20 protein-coding genes are annotated in these 19,347 nt (G+C 71.3%); 10 read left to right on the forward strand and 10 right to left on the reverse strand.

The window, feature by feature from the left end:
• Window position 1 precedes the first annotated feature (1 nt).
• Both EJ357_RS03265 and EJ357_RS03270 read right to left on the reverse strand, forming a co-directional pair.
• On the reverse strand, window positions 2-2,242 hold the full coding sequence (locus EJ357_RS03265) for a ricin-type beta-trefoil lectin domain protein (protein ID WP_228472948.1): 2,241 nt from the start codon (window positions 2,240-2,242) through the stop codon (window positions 2-4).
• A 345-nt stretch (window positions 2,243-2,587) separates the two neighbouring features.
• Window positions 2,588-3,508 (reverse strand): helix-turn-helix domain-containing protein, encoded by a 921-nt coding sequence (locus EJ357_RS03270; protein WP_126388410.1) that lies wholly within the window; start codon window positions 3,506-3,508, stop codon window positions 2,588-2,590.
• Between the two features lie 63 nt (window positions 3,509-3,571).
• Between EJ357_RS03270 and EJ357_RS03275 the strand changes: the two genes are divergently transcribed.
• On the forward strand, window positions 3,572-4,393 hold the full coding sequence (locus tag EJ357_RS03275) for a phytanoyl-CoA dioxygenase family protein (protein ID WP_175647292.1): 822 nt from the start codon (window positions 3,572-3,574) through the stop codon (window positions 4,391-4,393).
• A gap of 16 nt (window positions 4,394-4,409) precedes the next feature.
• Here EJ357_RS03275 and EJ357_RS03280 read toward each other — a convergent pair whose 3' ends face one another.
• On the reverse strand, window positions 4,410-5,378 hold the full coding sequence (locus EJ357_RS03280; RefSeq protein WP_126388412.1) for an aldo/keto reductase: 969 nt from the start codon (window positions 5,376-5,378) through the stop codon (window positions 4,410-4,412).
• A 145-nt stretch (window positions 5,379-5,523) separates the two neighbouring features.
• Between EJ357_RS03280 and EJ357_RS03285 the strand changes: the two genes are divergently transcribed.
• Entirely contained in the window at window positions 5,524-5,736 is a 213-nt protein-coding gene (locus tag EJ357_RS03285; protein WP_126388414.1) for a hypothetical protein, read from the forward strand.
• Window positions 5,737-5,790: 54 nt separating this feature from the next.
• On the opposite strand, the gene EJ357_RS03290 is transcribed toward EJ357_RS03285, so the two are convergent.
• Window positions 5,791-6,321, reverse strand: a complete 531-nt coding sequence (locus EJ357_RS03290) for a flavoprotein (protein WP_126388416.1) — start codon at window positions 6,319-6,321, stop codon at window positions 5,791-5,793.
• A gap of 31 nt (window positions 6,322-6,352) precedes the next feature.
• A complete protein-coding gene (locus tag EJ357_RS03295) occupies window positions 6,353-6,811 on the reverse strand; it encodes a nuclear transport factor 2 family protein (protein WP_126388418.1) in 459 nt (152 codons plus the stop codon).
• A gap of 127 nt (window positions 6,812-6,938) precedes the next feature.
• On the opposite strand from EJ357_RS03295, the gene EJ357_RS03300 reads away from it, so the two are divergent.
• Entirely contained in the window at window positions 6,939-7,490 is a 552-nt protein-coding gene (locus EJ357_RS03300) for a TetR/AcrR family transcriptional regulator (RefSeq protein ID WP_126388420.1), read from the forward strand.
• Window positions 7,491-7,602: 112 nt separating this feature from the next.
• Here EJ357_RS03300 and EJ357_RS03305 read toward each other — a convergent pair whose 3' ends face one another.
• Together EJ357_RS03305 and EJ357_RS03310 are read right to left on the reverse strand one after the other, a co-directional pair.
• Window positions 7,603-7,803 (reverse strand): ferredoxin, encoded by a 201-nt coding sequence (locus EJ357_RS03305; RefSeq protein WP_126399154.1) that lies wholly within the window; start codon window positions 7,801-7,803, stop codon window positions 7,603-7,605.
• 42 nt (window positions 7,804-7,845) lie between these two features.
• Window positions 7,846-9,054 (reverse strand): cytochrome P450, encoded by a 1,209-nt coding sequence (locus tag EJ357_RS03310; protein ID WP_175647293.1) that lies wholly within the window; start codon window positions 9,052-9,054, stop codon window positions 7,846-7,848.
• A 309-nt stretch (window positions 9,055-9,363) separates the two neighbouring features.
• On the opposite strand from EJ357_RS03310, the gene EJ357_RS03315 reads away from it, so the two are divergent.
• From EJ357_RS03315 to EJ357_RS03330, 4 genes are all read left to right on the forward strand, one after another.
• Window positions 9,364-10,002, forward strand: a complete 639-nt coding sequence (locus EJ357_RS03315) for a LysE/ArgO family amino acid transporter (RefSeq protein ID WP_126388424.1) — start codon at window positions 9,364-9,366, stop codon at window positions 10,000-10,002.
• A gap of 68 nt (window positions 10,003-10,070) precedes the next feature.
• The gene (locus EJ357_RS03320; RefSeq protein ID WP_126388426.1) at window positions 10,071-10,520 is read left to right on the forward strand and encodes a nitroreductase family deazaflavin-dependent oxidoreductase; all 450 of its coding nucleotides are present in this window, start codon (window positions 10,071-10,073) and stop codon (window positions 10,518-10,520) included.
• Window positions 10,521-10,860: 340 nt separating this feature from the next.
• Window positions 10,861-11,883 (forward strand): glutathione S-transferase family protein, encoded by a 1,023-nt coding sequence (locus EJ357_RS03325; protein WP_126388428.1) that lies wholly within the window; start codon window positions 10,861-10,863, stop codon window positions 11,881-11,883.
• Window positions 11,884-11,907: 24 nt separating this feature from the next.
• The gene (locus EJ357_RS03330; RefSeq protein WP_126388430.1) at window positions 11,908-12,216 is read left to right on the forward strand and encodes a DUF4235 domain-containing protein; all 309 of its coding nucleotides are present in this window, start codon (window positions 11,908-11,910) and stop codon (window positions 12,214-12,216) included.
• An 85-nt stretch (window positions 12,217-12,301) separates the two neighbouring features.
• On the opposite strand, the gene EJ357_RS03335 is transcribed toward EJ357_RS03330, so the two are convergent.
• The 3 genes from EJ357_RS03335 to EJ357_RS03345 all read right to left on the reverse strand — a co-directional run bounded on the left by EJ357_RS03335 (window position 12,302) and on the right by EJ357_RS03345 (window position 14,012).
• On the reverse strand, window positions 12,302-12,694 hold the full coding sequence (locus tag EJ357_RS03335) for a VOC family protein (protein WP_126388432.1): 393 nt from the start codon (window positions 12,692-12,694) through the stop codon (window positions 12,302-12,304).
• A gap of 79 nt (window positions 12,695-12,773) precedes the next feature.
• Entirely contained in the window at window positions 12,774-13,238 is a 465-nt protein-coding gene (locus tag EJ357_RS03340; protein WP_126388434.1) for a pyridoxamine 5'-phosphate oxidase family protein, read from the reverse strand.
• A 15-nt stretch (window positions 13,239-13,253) separates the two neighbouring features.
• Complete coding sequence (locus tag EJ357_RS03345; RefSeq protein ID WP_126388436.1) at window positions 13,254-14,012, reverse strand: TetR/AcrR family transcriptional regulator; 759 nt, start codon at window positions 14,010-14,012, stop codon at window positions 13,254-13,256.
• Window positions 14,013-14,137: 125 nt separating this feature from the next.
• Between EJ357_RS03345 and EJ357_RS03350 the strand changes: the two genes are divergently transcribed.
• The 3 genes from EJ357_RS03350 to EJ357_RS03360 all read left to right on the forward strand — a co-directional run bounded on the left by EJ357_RS03350 (window position 14,138) and on the right by EJ357_RS03360 (window position 19,338).
• The gene (locus tag EJ357_RS03350; RefSeq protein ID WP_126388438.1) at window positions 14,138-15,643 is read left to right on the forward strand and encodes an APC family permease; all 1,506 of its coding nucleotides are present in this window, start codon (window positions 14,138-14,140) and stop codon (window positions 15,641-15,643) included.
• Between the two features lie 19 nt (window positions 15,644-15,662).
• Window positions 15,663-17,297: an amidohydrolase gene (locus EJ357_RS03355; protein ID WP_126388440.1), complete on the forward strand. Its 1,635-nt coding sequence runs from the start codon at window positions 15,663-15,665 to the stop codon at window positions 17,295-17,297.
• A 424-nt stretch (window positions 17,298-17,721) separates the two neighbouring features.
• Window positions 17,722-19,338 (forward strand): hypothetical protein, encoded by a 1,617-nt coding sequence (locus EJ357_RS03360; protein ID WP_228472950.1) that lies wholly within the window; start codon window positions 17,722-17,724, stop codon window positions 19,336-19,338.
• The last annotated feature ends 9 nt before the right edge of the window (window positions 19,339-19,347 follow it).

A 19,347-nucleotide genomic window follows, 5' to 3' on the forward strand; every position in this document is an offset into this window, starting at 1 on the left:
GTCAGGGGCGGCCGCTGCCGCCGTATCCGTACCCGCCATATCCGCCGTATCCGTAGCCGCCGCCGTACCCCCCGGATCCGCCCGACCCGTAGCCGCCGCCGGACCCGCCGTACTGGCCGTCCCAGGAGCAGTAGTACGGGTAGGAGGAGCACACGTCGGTCGGGGACGGGCTCGTGGACGTCGGCTGATCAGCCGACGGGGTCGCGGACGGCGTCGGGGTGGGAGTCGGGGTCCTGGACGACTTGGGTGTGGGCGTCGGGGTCGGTGTGCTCGGCGTGTCGGACTCGACCTCCGTGTCCCAGTTGACCACCTCCAGCTGGAGCTCCGTCCTCGACGTGTCGATCACCCAGTGCTGGGCGTCGCCGTCGTCGTCGCGGGTCTTGAGGACCAGGGCGCCCGAGCCGTCGGTGGCGGCGGGGCTGAGGGCCAGGTCCTGGTCGAAGCGCGGCACGAGGCTGCCCTGGAGGGTGAAGTCGTAGCGGACGTTCTTGTTCTCGGAGTCGGAGGCGCCCTTGCACGGGGCCAGCCGGACCGAGTAGCCGAGGTTGGAGTCGAGGCAGAGATCGGGGTCCGCGGCACTGCGCATCAGGCCGTCGGTCTCGTACGACCACTGCTGTCCGGGCTCCGCCGAGCACTTGGCGAGTTCGGTCTCCGCGTTCTCGACGGCCTTCCCGCCGACGATGCCGACACACAGCCCGGACCCGATGTTGTGCAGTCGGCCCCGCAGATCGCCCTTCGCGGCCTCGGCGGCGCCCGCCCAGGACGGGTTGCCGGTGGTGGAGCCCGCGTCGGGGCCGGGCGTTTCGACGGGACGGTCGCCGGCGGACGGGGCGGGGTCGTCTCCGGAGCCGAGCGCTGACCAGACGACGAGGGGGAGGACGACGAGGGCGCTGACGGTGACGACGGCCGCGGTGAGGTTGCGGCGCCGGGCGGCACGGCGTGCGGCCTTGAGGGCCGAGCGGCCGGAGCAGGTACGGGTCTCGTCGGTGGGCGCGGCGGGGGTGCGGTCGCCGGGGCGGGAAGGTACGGCGGGGGCGGTGCGCGCGGCTCGACGGGCTGTCCGGCGCGCGCTTCGGGGGCCCGGTTCCACGGGCGGGGAGGCCACGTCCGCGGCGGTGAAGGGCTCGCCTGCGGGGGCTGCCGTCCCTCCCATGGGGGCGAACGGCTCACCTCCGGAGGCGAATACCCCACCTCCGGGTCCGAAGGCCTCACCTCCGGGTCCGAACGCCTCGCCTCCGGGAGCGAACGCCTCGCCTCCGGGAGCGAACGTCTCCGCGGCAGGGGCGGGAACTGGGGCCGCACCCGAAGCGGCCTCTGCGGCGGGGGCGGACGCGACCTCGTCGGCGAAGAAGGACTCGCCCGCGATCTGTGCCGCCCGCGCCGGCGGCCGCCCCTCCGCCGGCGTGTCGGCCTGTCTCGTCCTCGACTCCAGATAGGCTCCCGCGCCCCAGCCCAGCACCGCCTCGGCCAGCGCGATGCCTAGCCCGGCGTTGAAGAAGTTCAGCTCCTCGGCGGTGTCGCTGCAGTGCGCGCAGCGGCTCAGGTGCTCGCGCAGGTCGGGGTCGATGTCGACGCCGCCGCGCCGGTAGGTGACGTCCAGCATCCGCAGGTAACGCCGGCACTCCTGATCGGGCGCGAGTTCGCGGTGGACCTGGAGGCTCTCCTCGCGCAGCCGCTCGCGGGCCCGGTCCAGTTCGACGCGGGCGGACTCCTCGTCGAGGCCCAGGAGTCCGGCCGGGACGGCGAGCGGCTCGGCCTCGACCTCGGTGTGCCACAGCAGACACCGGGCCGACTGGGGAAGCCGCTGGAAGGCCCCGGTCAGCAGCCGGCGCTCGGCCGACGGCAGCATACGGGCCGCGGCCCGCTCCGCTCCGTCCGACTCGGACCGCAGCTCGGGGTGGAGCAGTTCGCGTCTGCGGTCGGTGTCCCACTCGGCCGCGATCCGCCGCACGGTGACGAGCAGCTGGGGACGCCACGCGGCCGTCGGTCCGGTGTGTCGCAGCGTTTCGCCGAAAAGGCGGGTGAATGCCGCAGTGGTGAGCATTCCCGCGGAACGGGCGTCCACGGTGCACAGCCGTGCGTAGGCGAAGCCCGCTTCCCAGTGCCGGTCGAGGAGTTCACCCACGGGATGGAGCGCCGGTGTCGCCCCAGTCCACCTCTTGAGTTCGGCGCTCAGTTGAGCGTCCGTCACTTCAAAGAGACGGGCGTCGCGAGGGGAATTCGACGGGCCAGCGTCATGCACGGTGGCATTCCTCCGGAGGGCATGCGGCATTAAAGGTCCATACCAAGGGGTATGCTCCGCGCGCAGCTCTTGTGAAGCGTGGGGCGTGTGGGAGCGAGGCACACCTTTCCACAGGTCAGCGGCAGGGAACAAGTCATTCCCTGGTTTTGCGCATTACGTTCCCGGCGATCAGTATTTGACGAACGGTCAATAGCGGGGCGAGATCATTGCGGCGTATCCGCGGGGCAATTGGAAATCGCATTCACTCGCATCCCCGCAGACTCCTTCGTAAACCATTGAACGAGCGAACTCCGGCCTTTTCGCCTGGTCATACGCGCGCGCACCCCTTCACGGAGCCTTCACAAGTCACGCGCCAACCATTGAACCGCCCGCCCGGTACACACCGGGCGGCATCCCGTACCGCTCCCGGAACACCCGGTTGAAGTGAAACGGGCTGACGAACCCCGAAGCGGCCGCCACGCGTTCCACGGACAGGTCGGTGCTCTCCAGAAGTCGGGCGGCGTGTCGCAGACGTGCCTCGCGCAGCGCGCGCATCGGTGACTGCCCGGTCTGCCCGGTGAAGAGGTGCGCGAACCGGGAGGGCGAGAGCGCGACCTGGTCGGCGAGCGAGCGAACGGTGTGCGGGGCGGCCGGATCGGCGGCGATCAGCGCCTGCGCCCGGCGCACCCGCGGATCGACACCGGGGCGGGGTTGCGGCGCCCGGGCGGTGCCCGCGGTGAGCAGGACGACCTCCTCCAGTGAGCACAGGGCGAGTTCGCGGGCCGCGGTGCCGTGCGCCACGGCGACCGGCTCGTCCTCCGGCGCCACGTCGGGCGGCGCCTCCGTCCCCGTCCAGCGCGCGTCGGCGAGCATCCGGCGGAACGCCGCCTCGACGCGGCCGTGCACCGCGTCCGGCGCCGGTGTGACGACGTACATCCCCTCACCGGTGTCGTACGGCCGCAGCCAGGACCGCCAGGAGGGCCGGGCCTGGCAGTGCGCCCACCAGAACTCCCAGTGCCGTGCGCCCGTTTCGACCCCGTAGCGGTGCGGGACACCCGGCGCGAGCACGACCAGGTCCCCCGCGCCGGCCGGCGCCTCGGCGCTTCCGTGCCGCAGCAGCCCCCGTCCGCCGGTCGTCCACGTGAACAGCCAGCTGTCCGCGCCGCGCGGCCGGTTGACCCCGTACCCCGCCGGCTGGTCGAAGTACCCGACGACCACCAGGCCCGGCGGTGGGGCGGGGTCACCCGGCGCAGCAGTCCCGGGCAATCCGTCAGCGCTCACGGTCATCCTCCTGAGGCGTCGATCGGCCTAGCGTGACAGGGCAAGGACGCCAAACCGAGGAGTGGACACATGACAGCCATGGACATCGGCGCCTCCGGCGCTCCCATCCTGCCCGAGGCCGGGCTCCGCCGGTTCCGCGAGGACGGCTTCACCGTCGTGCGCGGGCTGTTCGGGTACGACGAGATCGAGCGGCTCCGCGACCGGTTCGAGGCGCTGCACGCGGCCGGGCCGGTGCCCGGGCACTTCGAGCCGCGTCCGTCGGGCGGCGACCCGCTGGGCGTGTACCCGAGGGTGATGCAGCCGCACGAGATCGACGAACTGTCGCTGCGGGTGCTGCTCGATCCACGGTTGCGCGGCGTGCTGGAGGTGCTGCTCGGGGAGGAGGTGCTGGCGGCGCAGAGCATGTTCTATTTCAAGCCGCCGGGGGCCCGGGGGCAGGCGCTGCACCAGGACAACTTCTATCTGCGGGTCGAGCCGGGCACGTGTGTGGCGGCGTGGATCGCCTGCGATGTGATCGACCGGGACAACGGCGGTCTCGAGGTCGTCCCCGGCACGCACGAGATGGATCTGTTCTGCCCGGAGACGGCGGACTCCGACGTGTCCTTCGCCCGGGAGTACGTCCCGCCGCCGCCCGGGCTGGCGGCGGTGCCGGTGGACATGGAGCCGGGGGACGTCCTGTTCTTCAACGGGAGTCTGGTGCACGGGTCCCAGCCCAACGGGACGGACGATCGCTTCCGGCGGTCGTTCATCGGACACTACGTGGGCCGTTCGGCCGAGCGGATCGGCCACTACTACCGCACGCTGTCCATGAGCGGCGACCGGGTCGCCTTGGCGGAGAGCGAGGGCGCGGGCCCGTGCGGCACGGAGTTCGAACCGCACGGACCCCACTGAGCGCCGGCGGGACCGATCAGTGGCCGATGACCGGATGCGGGGCGTACGGCTGCTGGAGTTCGTCCAACTCCTTCTCGCTGAGCGGGAGTTCGACCGCCGCCACCGCGTCCTCGAGGTGCCGCGGCCTGGCGGCGCCGATGATCGGGGCCGCCACCGTGTCCTGGTGGAGCAGCCAGGCGAGGGCGACTTGGGCGCGCGGGACGCCGCGTTCGTTCGCGACGCGGGTGACGGCCTCGACGACGACGCGGTCGCTGTCGACGTACAGCCGGCTGCCGAAGTTGTCGTTGGCGCTGCGCTCGGTGACCGTGCCCCAGTCCCGGGTGAGCCGGCCGCGCGCCAGCGGGCTCCAGGGCAGTACGCCGACGCCCTGGTCCGCGCAGAGCGGCAGCATCTCGCGCTCCTCCTCGCGGTACAGGAGGTTGTAGTAGTTCTGCATCGAGACGAACTTGGTCCAGCCGTGCCGCTCGGCGGTGTACTGCATCTTGGAGAACTGCCAGGCGTACATGGAACTCGCGCCGATGTAGCGAACCTTGCCCGCCTTGACCAGGTCGTGCAGGGCCTCCATGGTCTCCTCGACCGGGGTGTGCGGATCGAAGCGGTGGATCTGGTACAGGTCGACGTAGTCGGTACCGAGGCGGGCGAGGCTGTGGTCGATCTCGGTCATGATGGCCTTGCGGGAGAGACCGGCGCCGTTGGGGCCGGGCCGCATGCGGCCGTTCACCTTCGTCGCGAGCACGATCTCGTCCCGGCGGGCGAAGTCGCGCAGCGCCTTGCCGACGATCTCCTCGCTGGTGCCGTCGGAGTAGACGTTGGCGGTGTCGAAGAAGTTGATCCCGGCGTCCAGCGCCTGCCGGATCAGCGGCCGTGACTCCTCCTCGTCGAGGGTCCACTCGTGCACGCCTCGGTCGGGGAGCCCGTAGGTCATGCAGCCCAGACAGATCCGCGACACGTCCAGGCCCGTCGAACCGAGCTTCACGTATTGCATCGTTGCTGCTCCTGCCTTCGGGGTGGGGGTACCAGGGGGAGCGTACGTGGTCGTGTCCGGCCACCCCCGCTTTCCCGCCGCGCCCTCGGCGGCCGCCGTTGCCTGAGCCTGGTCGAGTGAGCCGGATCAGCAGCACGCCGGGAGTGTGGGGCAGGGCCACTCGCAGTGCGTCCCCGTCCCGGCTCGCCGTGACGGCGGTGGGCGCGGACGGGTGCGGGATCTCCGTACGGACCTCGCGTCCCGCCAAGTGCCGTACCGGCAGCCGCAGTTCGGCCTCCCCGCCACGGTGACGTTCGGGAACACCAGCGCGTGGGCGCCGAACATCGACCGGATCGAACTGGGCCGAGTCGTGGGCTGACGGGCTCGACCCACCCATCGCGACGGTGCCCCGGGCCCCCGGCCGGGGCGCGGGTCACCGCTCCAACAGCTCCAGCGCCCGCTCCCACCCGAACTCCGGCCGCACGCCGTCCTCCCCGACCTCGCCGGTGTAGGGCTCCCCGAGGCGCACGCCCATCCCCCGCAGCCGTATCAGGCTGTCCTGGTAGGCGGGGTGGGCGGCCAGCGCGCCGGCCACGCAGGGCAGGGCGGCGATGGGGACGCCGAGGCCGTACGCCTCGCAGAGGGTGCCCAGGGCGAGGGTGTCGGCGATGCCGGCGGCCCACTTGTTGAGCGTGTTGAAGGTGGCCGGGGCGACGACGACGGCGTCGGGCGGTGGGAAGGGGCGCGGATCGGCCGGGGTGCGCCAGGCCGCGCGGATGGGGCGGCCGGTGAGGGCCTCGACGGCCGCGGTGTCGAAGAAGCCGTTCATGGCGACCGGCGTCGCGATGACGCCGACCTCCCAGTCCCGCTCCTGCGCGGCGCTGATCAGCTTGCTGACGTCCACGGCGATCCCGGCGGCGCAGACGACGACGTAGAGGAAGGGTGTGCGGGCCTGTTCGGTCACCCGGGAACCCTACTCAACGCCCTCGACGGCCTTATCGCACCGGGAAGGACAGCCCGCGCTCGTTCTCGGGCCGCGGTCCGACGACACGGCGCTCCTTCTCCTCGATCGGCACGTCGTTGATGCTGGCCTCCCGCCGCGTCATCAGCCCGTGCTCGTCGAACTCCCACAGCTCGTTGCCGTACGACCGCCACCACTGGCCTTCGCCGTCCCGGCACTCGTACTGGAAGCGGACCGCGATGCGGTTGCCGTCGAAGGCCCACAGGTCCTTGCGCAGCGCGTACTCCCGTTCGCGCGCCCACTTCGCGGTGAGGAACTCGACGATCTCGGCGCGGCCGGTGACGAAGGTGTCGCGGTTGCGCCACACCGAGTCCTCGGAGTAGGCGAGGGCGACCTTGTGGGGGTCGCGGGTGTTCCAGGCGTCCTCGGCGGCCTGCACCTTCTGCGCTGCGCTCTGTCGGGTGAAGGGCGGCAGGGGCGGGCGGTCGGTCATGTCATCCTCCGGGCCGGAAAGGGCGGCGAAAGTGGCGCCAGCAAGGGAAGCGACGGAGAACGGGCGTTCTCCGGTCTGGCTGCTACCGTAGGAGAACGCTCGTTCTCACGTCAAGGAGAGGTCGTACATGGACAGCGCAACCGCCCGCGAGCAGGCGCTGGACGCCGCGGAGAGCCTGTTCTACGGGCGCGGTATCCAGTCCGTCGGCATGGACGACATCCGGGGCGCGTCCGGGGTCTCGCTCAAGCGGCTCTATCAGCTCTTCCCGGCGAAGGAGCAGCTGGTCGAGGCCTATCTGGAGCGGCGCGACGTGCGCTGGCGCGGGCGACTGGCCGAGTACGTCGAGCGGCAGGCGGACCCCGAGCGGCGGATCCTGGCCGTCTTCGACTGGCTGGAGGAGTGGTTCGGCGAGGCGGACTTCCGCGGGTGCGCCTGGATCAACTCCTACGGCGAGCTGGGCGCCAGGTCGGAGCGGGTGGCGGGCCAGGTCCGGGCGCACAAGCGGGCCTTTCGCGAGTATCTCGCCTCACTGGTGGCCGGTGCCGGGCTGCCCGACGCGCTGACCGGGCCGCTGTTTCTGCTGGCCGAGGGCGCCATGGTCACGGCGGGGATCACGGGCAGTGCGCGACCGGCGGCCGAGGCCCGGGAGGCGGCGCGGTCGCTGCTGGCGGTGCGCTGAGAGCCACCGGCCGACCGAGAGCAGGCGGGCGGGCCCGGCACCGGGTGCGGGCCCGCCCACGACTGCGGACGACCGGGAGACTCACCCGCCGCCCCGGGAGACTTGCCCGCCGTCAACTCCCCTCGTCCGACACGGTGATGGCGCTGACCGGGCAGGCCCGGGCGGCCTCCCGCACCATCGGGTCGCCGGCGCCGTCCTCCCGGCCGGGGAGCAGGGCGCTGAAGCCGTCGTCGTCCTGGGTGAAGACGGACGGGGCGGCCAGGGCGCACTGGCCGGCGCCGATACAGCGGTCATGGTCGATGTCGATGTGGATTTGACCTGATTCATGCGTTTCGTTGTGCATGACCGGAGCCTCTTACCAGGTCACGGGGAGTTCCAGCATCCCCTGGATCGTGTCGCCGGGTTTGAAGGGGATTCCCTCCGCAGGGACGGCCAGACGGAGGGTCGGTAGCCTCTCGAAGAGGGCGTGCAGGGCTGTCTCCATCTCGGCGCGGGCCAGGTTCTGGCCGAGGCACTGGTGGATGCCGAAGCCGAAGGCGATGTGGTGGCGGGCGGGACGGTGCCAGTCGAGGGTGTCGGGATCGGCGTACACGGCCTCGTCGCGGTTGATGACGGACGTCGAGAAGACCACGCCGTCGCCCTCCCGGATCGTCTCGCCGTCCACCTCGATGTCCTCGGCGGCGACGCGCAGCAGCCCGTCGGCGATCGACAGCATCCGCATGAGCTCCTCGACCGCGGTGGGCAGCAGCCCCGGGTCGGCGCGCAGCTCGGCCAGGCGGTCGGGGTGCTGGAGGAGGGTGTAGGTGCCGAGGGAGATCATGTTCGCGGTGGTCTCGTGGCCGGCGACCAGGAGGATGGTCGCGAGGGCGATGAGCTCCTCGTGGTCCAGGTCGCCGTCGCGCAGCTGCTGGTGGACGAGTTCGTCCAGGACACCCTCGCCGGGCTCCGCCTGCTTCTGTTTCCGTTCGATCAACTCGGCGAAGTACGCCTCCAGTCGGTCGCGGGCGTCCAGGGTGTCGGCGGCCGTGGGGCCACGCAGCAGGCGCCGTGACTGCCCCTCGAAGAAGTCGTGGTCGGCATAGGGGACACCCAGCAGGGCGCAGATGACCATCGAGGGAACGGGCAGCGCGAAGGCGCTCACCAGCTCGGCGGGCGCTCCCTGGGCGATCATCGCGTCGAGCCGTTCGTCCACGATCCGCTGGATCTGCGGGCGCAGCTCGGCGGCGCGCCTGAGCGTGAAGCTGGGCACCATCATCCGCCGCTGGACCCGGTGTTCGGGGTCGTCGACGCCCAGCAGCGCGGACTTGCGACCGCGGACCGCCGCGAAACGGGCGGTGGGCGCGGGGAAGCCGGACCGGGTGCGGTCGGAGGACAGGCGCGGGTCGGCCAGCAGGGTGCGGGCCAGGCCATGGCCGGTGACCAGCCAGACCGGGCGACCGTCGTAGAGGGTGACGCGGGCCAGTGGGCGCGTGTCGCGCAGGGGGTCGTAGGCCGTGGGCGGGTGGTACGGACAGGTGCGGTTCTGAGGGAAGGCGACGGTGGGCGATTCCGTCATGTCCGTCATGGAAGACCTCGCAGACGAAGGGTGCGTCGTGCCGATCATCATTAGATGCCCGGGGCATCTAATGGGGCGACGCCAAGTTCGGCCAGATCAGACGTCCGGGCAATCTGGCCGGGGATCGTCGCACAGAGCTTCGGTCTCGGGGACGGGCGGCCGGTGCAGCCGGGAAATTCGCTTGTCGGCGGGTGTCCGTCGCCCACAGAATCCAGCCATGTCTACGACCATCGCCCGCATGCCGCTGTCCGCCACCGTTCGTCCGGTGCGGTCTCAGCAGCAGCCCGGCCGTCCGGGGAGGCCCACGCTTCCCACGTCGTGACCGCCGCGCTCGTCGCGGGACTGCTCGCGGGCTACGGCATCGCCGTCCCGGTCGGCGCGGTCGCGACCTACCTGGTCTCCCTCTCCGCCCGTACGTCCCTGCGGACCGGGATCTGCGCCGCGCTCGGTGTCGCGACCGCCGACGGGCTCTACGCCCTCGTGGCCACGGTCGGAGGCTCCGCACTCGCCGCCGCGCTGCGTCCGGTCCTGGTGCCGCTGCGGTGGGCCTCCGCCCTGGTGCTGGCCCTCATCGCGGTACGGGGCGCCGTCATCGCCGTACGCCAGTACCGCGCCCACCGGCTCGCCACCCGCGCCACGCCCCCTCCGCCGAGCCCGGCGCATGCCTATCTGGCGCTGCTCGGCATCACGCTGCTCAACCCGACCACCGTGATCTACTTCGCGGCCCTCGTCCTCGGCACCCGCGCGAGCGACGCTGTACCGCCCCTGGAACAGGGCGTGTTCGTCCTGGCCGCGTTCGCCGCGTCGGCGAGCTGGCAGCTGCTGCTCGCCGGCGGCGGGGCGCTGCTGGGGCGGGTACTGACGGGCCACCGAGGGCGGTTGGTCACGGCGCTGGTGTCGAGCGGCGTGATCCTGGCGCTGGCCGTGCGGATGTCGTGGCAGCCGTGGACGGGATGAATCCCGCGCATGCCGGCGTTGGAACACGGCGTCAGTCAGCACCAGGACACGACGATGGGACCGATGTCATGCCTCTTGAGGGCGAGTACGAGCCCAGCCCGACCGGTTGGGTGCGCAGGCAGGTCGAGCTGTACGAGAGCTCCGGCGGCACCCAGGGCACGACCCTCATGAACACGGGGATGCCCGTGATCCTGCTCACGACCCGCGGCGCCAGGAGCGGCAAGATCCGCAAGACGCCCCTCATGCGCGTCGAGCACGAGGGGAGCTACGCCGCTGTGGCCTCGCAGGGCGGGGCGCCCAAGCACCCGGTGTGGTACCACAACCTCAAGGCCGATCCGCGGGTGGAGCTGCGGGACGGCACGGTGCTGCGGGATATGAGGGCCCGCGAGGTCACCGGCGCGGAGAAGGACGAGTGGTGGGAGCGGGCCGTCGCGGCGTATCCGCCGTACGCGGACTACCAGAAGAAGACGGACCGGGTGATCCCGCTCTTCGTCCTGGAGCCGGTCGACGGGGACTGACCGAGGCACGATCAGGGATTCCGAAGTTTTTTCTCCCCCAGGACGCATGAACCCGCGTTCCCCGGGCACACGTGCGTCAGGCCCCGCCGCGTTCCCCCGTCGCGGCGGGGCTTCCCTGTGCACCGCGAAGCCGTCCTCGGCGTGCCCTTCGCCCTCGGCGACGCAGACGACACCGAGCACGGTCATGCCCGCCGCACAGCCCCCGAACCTCTCCTGGGCGCCGCCGCGCAGCGCCTCGAAGCCCTGGAAGCGTCTTGGCGACGGCGATCAGGCTCACACCCGTGCCATCGGCGTAAATCGGGGGACCCGGTGAGAACGTACGGCGGAGAGGAGCGCGATCATGAGCGGCGGGGGCGAGGAGGGCAACACCTCGTATGGGAGGAAGTCGTTCCAGCGGTCGAAGGCCCACTTCACGGACCGGATCACCGCGGACGGCCGGGACGGCTGGCCGGTGGTGGCGGACCGCTATCGGCTGGTGGCCAGCCGTGCCTGTCCGTGGGCGAGCCGGGCGGTGATCTCCCGGCGGCTGCTGGGTCTGGAGGGCGCCCTGTCGCTGGCGATCGCCGATCCGATCCAGGACGACCGCAGCTGGCGCTTCACCCTGGACCCCGACGGCCGCGACCCGGTGCTCGGCATCCGCTTCCTCAGCGAGGCCTACGACCGGCGGGAGACCGACTACCCGGGCGGCGTCAGCGTCCCCGCGATCGTGGACGTGCCCAGCGGCGAGCTGGTCACCAACGACTACCAGCGGATCACGCTGGACCTCGCCACCGAGTGGACGGCCCTGCTCCGCGAGGGGGCGCCCGAGCTCTACCCGAAGGGGCTGCGGGACGAGATCGACGCCGTGATGACGGACGTCTACGAGGACGTCAACAACGGTGTGTACCGGGCGGGCTTCGCCGATGGGCAGGAGAAGTACGAGGGGGCGTGCGCGCGGCTCTTCCGGCGGCTGGAGCTGCTCGCGGAGCGGCTGGCCGGGCGGCGTTATCTGGTCGGCGACACGATCACCGAGGCGGACATCCGGCTGTTCACCACGCTGGTCCGTTTCGATGCCGTCTATCACGGCCACTTCAAGTGCAACCGCTGGAAGCTGACGGAGAACCGGGTGCTGTGGGCGTACGCCCGCGACCTCTACCAGACGCCCGGATTCGGTGACACCGTCGACTTCGACCACATCAAGCGGCATTACTACCAGGTGCACAGCGGCATCAACCCGACCGGCATCGTGCCGCTCGGACCGGATCTGGCGGGCTGGCTGACGCCGCACCACCGTCAGGAGCTGGGCGGCAGGCCGTTCGGCGACGGGACACCGCCCGGGCCGGTTCCGCAGCCCGAGCAGGTCCCGGCGCAGGGGCGGCCCTGACCATCGAAGGAGGCGCAGGCGCAGATGGCGAAGAAGAAGCCGAAGAAGATGAAACTCCCCCTTGCCTACAAACCCATGGGATTCGCGCTCGGCTGGTCGAGCGGTTGGCTGGCGGGGCTCGCCTTCCGCAAGACCTGGATGGCGATACGGCACGAGGAGGACGCCCCGGACGCGCTGGACCGGGACCGCGGCTGGGGGGAGATCCTGCTGGCGGCCGCGGTCCAGGGCGCTCTGTTCGCGGTGGCCCGTAGCGTGGCGGACCGCACCGGCGCGAAGGCGATCGAACGCTCGACGGGTGTGTGGCCGGTCGGCGAGAAGGGCGGCCGGGACTGAGCGCACCTCCGAAAGGCCGACCGCCCACCCCAGCCGACCGCCCGGCCCAGGAGGCTCGGCCCTGACTCGGCGCCCAGGCGGAAGCTCAGCCCTGCTTGGGCGCCGTCGGCGCGACCAGGCGCAGGGTGAAGGAGTGACCGGCCGGGTCGGCGTAGCCGCGTTCCTCGTAGGGGCTCGCCGCGTCCTTCGCGTCCAGGGGGCGCCCGCCGAGCCCGACGATCCTGCGCTCCGCCTCGTCCAGGTCCTCCACGACGAAGTCGAGGTGGGCCTGGAGAGAGTTCTCCGGGCGCGGCCAGCTCGGCGGCGTCGCGTTCACGTCGCGGCGGAACGCGAGCCGGGTACCGTCGGCGCCCCTGATCTCCACGCGGTTGGCGGTCGCCTCCGTCTGCTCGGCATCCAGCAGTTCCCGGTAGAACACGGCGAGCTTCTCGGGCTCGGCACGGTCGAGCACCACGAAGCCGGCTTTCACCAGCGGCATGACTCCTCCGAAGGGTCCGGGGCGCTGGACGGTCCTGTCCCGCCGCCCTGTACCCCACGGGTGTCCCGGCCGGGCCGTTTCAGTCCGCCACCAGCCATTGCCCGTCCCGCATCAGCTCCCGCCCGTCCAGCTCGTTGGCCTCGCGCCACGCCTGCACGCGCTGCGGCCGGACACGGAAGTACAGGTAGGGCGTGGTGAGTCGGCGCGGGTCGAAGCCGGTCCTGGCCGCGAAGCGGTCGGCCTCCTCCTCGGGCAGCTGGGCAAGGGTGAGTGTGTCGGCCGTTCCCTCGATCATCACGACGTCACGGGTCGGTCCGATGCCGAGGCGTGCTCTGCCGGTGGTCCTCAGGTTCCGGCCCGTCGGACTGTTGGCCGGCGTGGCCAGCAGCAGGGTCGAGCCGTTCCAGAGGAAGGAGAGCGGGACGAGATACGGCACGCCTGCGTCGACCTCGGCGGTGGCGACCCACACGTCCTCGTCGTGCTCCAGTCGGTGCAGGGTGTCCTGCTTGCGCTGCTTGGCGGGGCGTGCGGGCTGCGGCGCCATCGTCGAACGGCCTCCTCATGGTGCGGTGTTGACGGATGTGTCCAGTGTGACTGTGGGGCGTGCGGCCCGGGGCCGGTTTTCCGCCAGCCGAGCCGCCGCGGCACTGAGCAGCAGGTCCAAAGCCGCCGGGTAGGAGCTGTGCGGCATGTCCGCCACGAGATGGCGGGCGGTGGCGGCGATGTGCGGGTGGGTGTCGGCGGGCAGTCGCGCGTACGTGGCCCGCCAGACGGCCGCCTCCGCCTCCCGCGCGGCCTTCGGCATCGCCAGGCTCGCCGAGTCGAGGGCGCCGTGGGCGAGGGCCTGGTCGACGAACACGTGGTAGATCCGCACCGCCTCGGCGTCGGGGAATCCGGCGCGGCGCAGCACACCGAGGATGGTCTCGACGGCCTGGATCTCGTACGCCCGCCCGGTCACCCGGTACGAGCTGAGCACGGCCGCCCGGGGGTGCGCGAGGGCCCCCGCGTGCATGCGCAGGCCGAGGTCGCGCAGGTCGGCGCGCCAGTCGCCGGTGGGGCGCCAGGTGCGCAGCGTGCGGCCGATGAGTTCGTCGGCGATGGCGAGCATCAGGTCGTCGGTGTGCCGGAAGTACCGGTACAGCGAGCTGGGGTCGGCTCCGAGGGCGCGGCCGAGGCGGCGTACCGAGAGGGCGTCGGCGCCGTGCTCCTCGATGAGCCGCAGGGCCGTCTCCACGATCAATGCCTCGGACAGGACGACGCCCTGCTTGGTGGGGCGCCTGCGTTGCCGGGCGGTGGGCGGGACGACGCGCTCGCTCATGGATGCCTCCCTCGGGCCGGTGCCCGGCACCTTATGACAACACTGTTGACCTGTTAAGCCCCCGGACAGTTTCATGTCCGCTCATCGGGGCCGTCCAGGCCCCCCGGTGCGAGCGGAGACCGGCCATGTCCGACAACCCCTACAGCGTCGACCCTCCAGCGCGGCCCGCGCTGCGCAAGTCCCTCGGCGTCCTCGACGGCGTCGCCATCGCCGCGTCCAGCACGGCCGCGACCACCAGCATCGGCATCGGCCTCGGAGTCACGGCCGGGGTGGTCGGCCTGCATCTGCCGGCGATCATGCTGCTCGCGTTCCTGCCGATCCTCGGCATCGCGGGCGCCTACTCCCGGCTCAACAAGGTCGAGCCCAACGCGGGCAACGGCTATGTGTGGGTGGGCCGTTCGCTCACGCCCTGGCTGGGCTTCCTGGTGGGCTGGGTGAACATCGTGGCGGTGGTGGCGTTCCTCGCGTACACCACGGCGGTCACCGGCTCGGCGCTGCTCCAACTCGCGGGAGACGCCGGAGTGCACCGGGTGGGCGGGCTCGCGCTGGACCCGGGTTCCACCGCGCAGACCACGGCGCTCGGCATCCTGGTCCTGGTGGCGGTCACGCTGACCGCCGTGACCGGCATCCGCACCGCCGCGCGGCTCCAGGCCGGGCTGCTGGTCTTCGAGTACGTCGTCCTGCTGGGCTTTTGCGGATACGGCATCGTCACCGGCCCGCACGACTTCAGCCTGAGCTGGTTCGACCCGTTCGCGATCCCGTCGGCGACGGCGCTCGCCCAGGGGATGCTGCTGTCGGTGTTCTGCTACTGGGGCTTCGAGTCGGCGTTCAGCGTCAACGAGGAGGTCCGCGACCCGCGCGACGCGTCCAAGGCCGGGATCACCACCCTGTTCACCATGCTGGCGCTGTTCCTGCTCGGCTCGGTCGCCTTCCAACGCGTGCTGTCCGAGGAGGAGTTGGTCGGCCACGGCCCCGAGGGCCTCGCCTTCTTCGGCGAGCGGCTGGCGTCCCAGCCCTGGGCCGCTCTTCCGCTGATCGCCCTGATGTTCTCGGCGGTCGCCTCGCTGCAGGCCGGGGTGATCCCGACGGCCCGGGCGATGTTCGCGATGAGCCGGGACCGTACGCTCGGACCGGTGTGGTCCAAGGTCAGCCCCCGGTACGGCACTCCCGCCGCCGGAACCGTACTCATCGGCTCGCTGGCGGCGGTCGTCGCGGCGCTCGCGCTGGTCATCCCGCGTCTGGCCGACATGATCATGGCGACGGTGAGCGCCGTGGGCATCGTGGTCGCCCTGTCGTACGCGCTCACGGCTCTCGCGGCGGCGGTCCGCTTCCGCTCGCTGCTGCGTGAGGACTGGCGGCAGGGGGTGCGCGCGGTCGTCCTGCCCGCCCTGAGCGCGGCCGTGCTGCTCGGCCTCGGCGGCTACCTCGGCTGGTCGTTCTACACCTCCGCCGACCACTTCGAAGTCAGCGCGGACAACGGGTGGTTCCTCCTCGCCACTCCCCTGGCGATGATCGCGTCCGGCTTCGTGGCCGCCGCGTGGGCCAAGTGGGGGCGCAGGTCGCCCTACTTCCGGACCGGCAAGGGCACCGACGCCGACGCACCCCAGCTCCTCACCAGCGCATCCCGATAACCCGACCAGGAAACGGACCATGCACGCAGATCTCCTCTTCACCGGCGGCCCCGTCCTCACCCCCGAGGGCCGCACCGCGACCGCCGTGGCCGTCACCGGCGACCGCATCACGGCCGTAGGACGGGAGGAGGTGCACGATCTCGCCGGGCCGCGGACCGAGGTGGTGGACCTCGCCGGGCGGCTGCTGCTGCCCGGCTTCCAGGACGCGCACGTGCATCCGGTGCCGGCGGGACTGGAACTCACCCAGTGCGACCTGACCGGGGCGAGGACGGCCGACGAGACGCTGGCCGCGGTGCGCGCCTACGCCGACGCGCACCCCGACCGGGAGTGGATCAGCGGCGGCGGCTGGTCGATGGAGGCCTTCGAGGGCGGTACGCCGACGAAGGAGCTGCTGGACGCCGTCGTCCCCGACCGGCCGGTCTATCTGCCCAACCGCGACCATCACGGCGCCTGGGTCAACAGCCGCGCCCTCGCGCTCGCCGGCATCACGCGCGACACGCCCGACCCGGCCGACGGGCGGATCGACCGGGACGCCTCCGGTGAGCCGAGCGGGACCTTGCAGGAGGGGGCGATGCAGCTCGTGGGCCGGCTCACCCCGCCGGCCACACCGGCCGACCGGCTGGCGGCCCTGTTGCACGCCCAGCGGCATCTGCACGCGCTCGGCATCACGGCCTGGCAGGACGCGCTGGTCGGGGAGTTCCTCGGCATGGACGACCCGTCCGAGGCGTATCTGGCGGCGGCGCGGGACGGCTCGCTGACCGCCCGCGTCGTCGGGGCGCTGTGGTGGGACCGCGAGCGCGGCGCCGAGCAGATTCCCGAACTGGTCGAGCGGCGGGCCGCGTTGAGCCACGGCCGGTTCCGCGCGACCAGCGTCAAGCTGATGCTGGACGGCGTCGCCGAGACCGGCACGGCCGCCCTGCTGGACCCCTACCTCGACAAGTGCGGCTGCGCCACCGCCAACCGGGGCACCGCCTTCATCGACGCCGGGCAACTGCCCAAGTACGTGACCGAGTTGGACGCGCTCGGCTTCCAGTGTCACTTCCACGCCCTGGGCGACCGGGCCGTACGCGACGCGCTGGACGCGATCGAGGCCGCGCGCGCCGCGAACGGGCCGAGCGACACGCGGCCCCACCTGGCCCATCTCCAGGTCGTTCAGCCCACCGACGTGCCGCGCTTCGCCCGGCTCGGCGCCACCGCGAACATCCAGCCGCTGTGGGCCGCGCACGAACCCCAGATGGACGAGCTGACCATTCCCTTCCTGGGACCCGAACGGGCCGCCTGGCAGTACCCGTTCGGCGCGCTGCTGCGCTCCGGCGCCCGGCTCGCGGCCGGCAGCGACTGGCCGGTGAGCAGCCCCGATCCGCTGCAGGGGATCCATGTCGCGGTCAACCGTGTGACACCCGAAGGCGGCGACACGCCGGTGTTCCTGCCGGGCGAACGCATCGGACTCGCCGAGGCGCTCACGGCCTACACGGCGGGATCGGCGTATGTGAACCACCTCGACGAAGCGGGCGAGGTGCGCGCCGGGGCGCTCGCGGATCTCGTGGTCCTGGACCGTGATCCGTTCGAGGGTCCGACGGAGGCGATCACTCAGACGCGTGTATCTCTCACTTATGTCGGGGGCGCGCAAGTGTACGCAGCTCAAGGGGCATGAGCAGTAACGCAGATCACGGTCCGGTTACGGTGTAGATCATTTACGCTCTGGGCAGCTTGATACCGCTTCTCGGTTCAACTTTCGAACACCGAAGCCCAGTTCGAGTGCTCGGAGGCCGTCTCGATGGCCGTCTGTTTCGCAGGGTTGGGGGGCCCTGCGGTTCGTCTCCCGAAAGGAAGTGCATGCCCCAGGACGGCACGCCCGGCCTCCCCTTCGGCATCCGCGTCAGCAGACATCCGGTTCTCCCTGGCCTTCCACACGGCCGTCGATCGGTTCCGTTGTCATGACCACAGCTAGATGGGAGACCGGTGTGAAATCTCGAGTCGTAGGTGCCGTTGCGACGGCGGTCGCCAACAGCTTGATCCCGGCACAGCCAAGCGCCCAACTCCAGCCCACGGAGGCGGGGAACACCCTGGCCCGCCTCTTGCTGAAACGCATCAACGGGAGCACGGAGCAGTACCGAAGGTCCCGGAGCGCCGCTCAGCAGCGGCTGGACGCACTCGGATCCCGCCACCCCGGCACCACGCTGCATCTGGAGGGGGCCCTCCATCTGGCGCAGCCCGCCATCCTCCCGCCCGACGAGGAGGGCTACGCCAGGTTGAGGCACCTCGACACCAACCTGCGCATGATCGAAGCGTCCTTCCCCCAGGTCAGCACCGATATCGAGGTCTGCCGACTGACCTGCATGATGCTGGAAGGGGCTTGGCGGAGCCGGGCACTGACCCCGCCGCGCGAGGAGGAGCGGACAACCGCCTGCGCCTGCCCTCTGTGCCGTCGAATACCCACGCCCCCCGCTCGCACGCTGGGTGACTACGGTTGGCGGCAGAGTGCCGGTCGTCCCCTCACAGTCAAGACCTGGCCGTACCGCCGGGAACTCGACAGCGTCCTGACCGGTGGATGGTCCTGGACCCGGCAGTTGAACGACCTTGAACGGGACATGGGCCACCGCCACCGCTTCGAGGACGACATCCTCGTCTTCCATGAATACAAACGCGTGATCGACACCATCGACACCACGCGCCTCACCCAGCTCGCCGAAGACCGCCTGGCCGAGAACTTCAGCACCAACAGCGCGCGGGCCCTGGTCAGCGGACTCTTCGCGGCCCACAAGCGATCCGTCGACGAGTACTGGCTCCGGCAGCACGCCTCGGGCAGCGTCACGCTCCCCCAGACCAACCCGCTCAGCCAGAGCACCTACTCGATCCTGCAGATGCTGGACTGCCTGTTCTGGCACGTCGCACCCGACACCGAACTCTGGCAGGAGGAGAACCTCGCCTCCCTGCTGCTGTGCCGCGTCATCGACGACATGACCGACGTCCGAGCCGACGCCCTCACCGGCGAGATCAGCAACTTCTGGCTCGCCGAGATGCCCGCCCACACCAAGGCCTTCTACGCCGCCTGCGCCATAGCCCTGGTCAAGTACGGCTGCATGCCCGAGGCGCACACCTCGATGTGGAACACCTGGCTGATGACCACCACCATCACCTGGATGGGGCTCACGGGCCGCCACGCCCTGTGGTTCGACGGCATCACCCAGGGCCTCCCCCCGACCGACGACTGCCCGTTGTGCGACCTGCAGCCCGACCCGTGCACCGGCATCCTCACCGACGGCACCACCCTGACCATCGCCCCGCGGCCCACAGCACCGGCACTGAGCACCCGGACCGCCGAGCTGTCCGCACGCTGCCGAGCCCAACACCCCGGGACATGGCCCCTCTTCGACGCCGAGCTCCATGCCTTCGAAGCACTGCACGGCCCCTGGCACGGCAACGTCGACAGCACATGGGAGATCCTGCGCCGCACCTACATCGCCGCCGTGGAGGCATCCAGAGCCGCACCGTCCCAGACCCGCGCCCGTGAGGTCCAACAAGACGCCGGCGTGGTCGGATCCGAGAAGTTCCACACCCTGCACGACCCTCGAACCGGAAGGGAGGACACCGCGCTGATCGCCTACATGTTCGCCGGTGCCCACCCGCATTTCCTCTGGAACGCCACGGGATACCGTCCCACGGGCGTCGAGGGCGACTGGCTCGACGGCTGACGCCGCGAT

This window comes from Streptomyces cyaneochromogenes (assembly GCF_003963535.1).
Classification (GTDB): Bacteria; Actinomycetota; Actinomycetes; order Streptomycetales; family Streptomycetaceae; genus Streptomyces; species Streptomyces shaanxiensis.

Bases quoted from the DNA above. Each gene is read 5' to 3' on its own strand.
- EJ357_RS03280 (WP_126388412.1), bottom strand. From the start codon at position 5,378: ATGCAATACGTGAAGCTCGGTTCGACGGGCCTGGACGTGTCGCGGATC.
- EJ357_RS03270 (WP_126388410.1), bottom strand. From the start codon at position 3,508: ATGACCGTGAGCGCTGACGGATTGCCCGGGACTGCTGCGCCGGGTGAC.
- EJ357_RS03340 (WP_126388434.1), bottom strand. From the start codon at position 13,238: ATGGCGCCGCAGCCCGCACGCCCCGCCAAGCAGCGCAAGCAGGACACC.
- EJ357_RS03355 (WP_126388440.1), top strand. From the start codon at position 15,663: ATGCACGCAGATCTCCTCTTCACCGGCGGCCCCGTCCTCACCCCCGAG.
- EJ357_RS03275 (WP_175647292.1), top strand. From the start codon at position 3,572: ATGACAGCCATGGACATCGGCGCCTCCGGCGCTCCCATCCTGCCCGAG.
- EJ357_RS03320 (WP_126388426.1), top strand. From the start codon at position 10,071: ATGCCTCTTGAGGGCGAGTACGAGCCCAGCCCGACCGGTTGGGTGCGC.
- EJ357_RS03335 (WP_126388432.1), bottom strand. From the start codon at position 12,694: ATGCCGCTGGTGAAAGCCGGCTTCGTGGTGCTCGACCGTGCCGAGCCC.
- EJ357_RS03295 (WP_126388418.1), bottom strand. From the start codon at position 6,811: ATGACCGACCGCCCGCCCCTGCCGCCCTTCACCCGACAGAGCGCAGCG.
- EJ357_RS03310 (WP_175647293.1), bottom strand. From the start codon at position 9,054: ATGACGGACATGACGGAATCGCCCACCGTCGCCTTCCCTCAGAACCGC.
- EJ357_RS03345 (WP_126388436.1), bottom strand. From the start codon at position 14,012: ATGAGCGAGCGCGTCGTCCCGCCCACCGCCCGGCAACGCAGGCGCCCC.
- EJ357_RS03300 (WP_126388420.1), top strand. From the start codon at position 6,939: ATGGACAGCGCAACCGCCCGCGAGCAGGCGCTGGACGCCGCGGAGAGC.
- EJ357_RS03325 (WP_126388428.1), top strand. From the start codon at position 10,861: ATGAGCGGCGGGGGCGAGGAGGGCAACACCTCGTATGGGAGGAAGTCG.
- EJ357_RS03350 (WP_126388438.1), top strand. From the start codon at position 14,138: ATGTCCGACAACCCCTACAGCGTCGACCCTCCAGCGCGGCCCGCGCTG.
- EJ357_RS03330 (WP_126388430.1), top strand. From the start codon at position 11,908: ATGGCGAAGAAGAAGCCGAAGAAGATGAAACTCCCCCTTGCCTACAAA.